Genomic DNA, 2447 nt, shown 5'->3' with positions numbered 1-2447 from the left:
TGCCAAACTTTTTCTGCCTTTAGGACTGTTACCATATCCTTAAATGTATCTGGATACAGGCCACACAAGCGTTTGAACTCTGTTGGCTTTAAAGTTTTTACTTGTTCGTAAGTCATCTTTCAATCTTAACTCTTGGACTATAGCGTTTCTGATTCACAAGAGGTACATTCCCGATCCTGAACAGCTTAATCAGCAAAGGTTTAAGTGTGCCGCACAGATGCGAGAACCGCTATATTTTATCCTATTTTGTCTAGACTTATGCAAGATCTCTAGTTGTTTCTTGGGGGACTAACAGGCTTGATGTTTTTGCCCGTGGGATGGATGATGGTGTTTGGCACAAGTGGTGGGATGGCGTTTCCCCCTGGAAGGGTTGGGAATTATTAGATAAACCAGTGAGTCCATCAATCGTTGTTTCTACTACAAAGAATCAAACTGGTGGAGCCATAAGGGTTAGTGGTAAAGGTTTTACCCCTGGTGGAAGAGTCAAGTTCTATGTTGAGAATCTAGTCAATCAAAAGAATCCATTCCATCTGACGGAAGATCTTGCAGATGCACAGGGACAATTTTCGGAAAAAACTAATTTCTTCCAGGCCAACTGTTGGCGAAATCAAGTTAATCCTGCTGTAATTCGCGCAGTTGATGTGGTGACTGGTGCATCAGCAACAGGGACATCAAATGCTTATACTTGCTAATTATAGCGTTTCCCAATCTCATGAGGTACACCAAAATCTTAACTCCTGACTCCTGACTCCTGACTCCTGACTCCTCAAAACCTAAGACTCTGTACCTCACAACTATAGAAGTTGCTATATTTAGCCTGCATTATTCATGAGAGTAGGGTAAAAAACCCTGAAACCACTACCAGATATAAGTTACAGCGACTTGATCTCAACAACAGTCTGTTTTGTCTCTCCGTCACTGGGCTTTCAGGAGAGAAAATAATGGTTAAAAAAGCAGAAAAAAGGGGACAAAAAACTCTATAATGTTAGGGACAGTAAGAGTTAAAATTTTCGTTGATCATGACTGAGTTTTCTTCTCAACTTTCGCTAAACTTCTTTACCAAAAAACCTTTAGAAGCCAAGTTCTCTCGCCTTGATTTGAGTTCAGATGCGGGGGTACTTCTGGTTAGACAAGCAGAAGAACAACTGAAAATTTGTGAAGGATTAGCAGATTGTTTGGAGGATAATCGAGAGCCGGGTAAAGTAAAACATTCTGGCTCTTCGGTTTGTGTTATGCAATGGACGGGGGTTATAAGGGATGGAACCCTTATATAGAAAGGCATTTAGCGTTTTTTGTCAATTGTTTTTTATCTAGAGCGAACTAATCAATTAAGTCTCTTGCCAGATAAGGATTTAGTCGATTTATGCCCCCCTATCGAACCATAACAAGTAACGAAGAGCCAACATTCTCTACATCAGTTAATTAGTCAACGAGTCTATCAAATAGCATCGGGCTATGAAGATAGCAACGACAGTAACTATTTGCGGGATGATCCTATTTTTAAGATTGCTTGCGATAAAGTTCCGCTTCTAGGAGAAGAATTATTAGCTAGTCAGCCAACGATGAGTCGATGGGAGAATCAGGTAACAAACAGAGAAATCAAAGGAATGCGTCGCTTTTTTGTTGACCAATTCCTCAAAAGTTATTCACAACAACCAGAAGAAATATTGCTAGATATAGATGGCTGGGATGCTTTGACTCATGGGCATCAGCAACTAAGCTTATTTCATGGTTATTATGGACACTATATTTACTTTCCCGTATTAATTAATGAAGCTGGGAGCGGTTACCCGTTAGTTCTACAACTTCGAGCGGGAAATTCTCACCCAGGTAAAGGGGTAGCGGGGATACTAAGATGGCTATTTTGGCGGTTAAGAAAAGCGATGCCAGAAGTGAGAATTATTTGACGAGGAGATGCGGGCTTCTCCTTGCCTGAAATCTTGAAAGTTTGCGAACGCAGTGAAGTTAAATATGTGTTTGGTTATAGTAGTAATGCAGTCTTGAAACAAAAAATTAGTTATCTTCTGGATCAAGCAAGATTACAATATCATCGCACGGGAGAAAAAGGGTTCTTCGTTACTTGGTATGATTCGATCAGGGGGCATAAATCGACTAAATCCTTATAGGGCAAGAGACTCAATTGATTAGCTCGTTCTAGATAGAAAACAATTGGCCAAAATCGAAGCAATGTTTTTCTGTGTAAGGGTTTTATCCTTTATAACCCCCCTCCATTGCATAACACAAACCGAAGAACCTAAATCCATAGCCTCTCCTTTTAATCACCTTGGCTCTTCGTTACCCTTTATGCTAAATCAACAGACAAGATGCCAAGACAACATACTTCTAACCCAAAAATTCCGAAAGTTTCTCAAGCCATAGCCTCTCCGTTTTATTAGTTTAAGTTTATTGTTGATTCCCTCGACCACCCCATTCGTTGTCCTTCGCTC

General features: G+C 40.3%; 4 protein-coding genes and 1 pseudogene. 3 read left to right on the top strand and 2 right to left on the bottom strand.

All coding sequences use genetic code 11. The annotated features are described in order from the left end of the window. The first annotated feature begins 317 nt into the window (after window positions 1–317). From O9332_RS07085 to O9332_RS07075, 3 genes and pseudogenes are all read left to right on the top strand, one after another. Window positions 318–692 carry a hypothetical protein gene (locus tag O9332_RS07085; RefSeq protein ID WP_002758752.1) on the top strand — a complete coding sequence of 125 codons (375 nt, stop codon included), beginning with the start codon at window positions 318–320 and terminating at the stop codon, window positions 690–692. A 327-nt stretch (window positions 693–1019) separates the two neighbouring features. Then, on the top strand, window positions 1020–1274 hold the full coding sequence (locus tag O9332_RS07080) for a transposase (RefSeq protein WP_502846452.1): 255 nt from the start codon (window positions 1020–1022) through the stop codon (window positions 1272–1274). 120 nt (window positions 1275–1394) lie between these two features. Continuing rightward, a pseudogene (locus O9332_RS07075) lies at window positions 1395–2066 on the top strand (IS1380 family transposase); the annotation flags it as partial. Here the strand turns inward: O9332_RS07075 and O9332_RS07070 are convergent. Then, window positions 2048–2188, bottom strand: a complete 141-nt coding sequence (locus O9332_RS07070; protein ID WP_288024535.1) for a hypothetical protein — start codon at window positions 2186–2188, stop codon at window positions 2048–2050. The pseudogene O9332_RS07075 and the gene O9332_RS07070 sit on opposite strands and share 19 nt — an antisense overlap. Window positions 2189–2312: 124 nt before the next feature. Next, on the bottom strand, window positions 2313–2447 hold a 135-nt coding region (locus tag O9332_RS07065; protein WP_147068792.1), incomplete at its 5' end, for a transposase.

It is taken from the genome of Microcystis sp. LE19-10.1B (assembly GCF_027530565.1).
Taxonomy (GTDB): Bacteria; Cyanobacteriota; Cyanobacteriia; order Cyanobacteriales; family Microcystaceae; genus Microcystis; species Microcystis aeruginosa.
The sequence above is the reverse complement of the archived record's forward strand: the minus strand, read 5'-3'. Positions and strand labels throughout refer to the sequence as shown.

Excerpts from the sequence above, each read along its gene's own strand:
- O9332_RS07085 (WP_002758752.1), top strand. The coding sequence starts at position 318 with ATGGATGATGGTGTTTGGCACAAGTGGTGGGATGGCGTTTCCCCCTGG.
- O9332_RS07080 (WP_502846452.1), top strand. The coding sequence starts at position 1,020 with ATGACTGAGTTTTCTTCTCAACTTTCGCTAAACTTCTTTACCAAAAAA.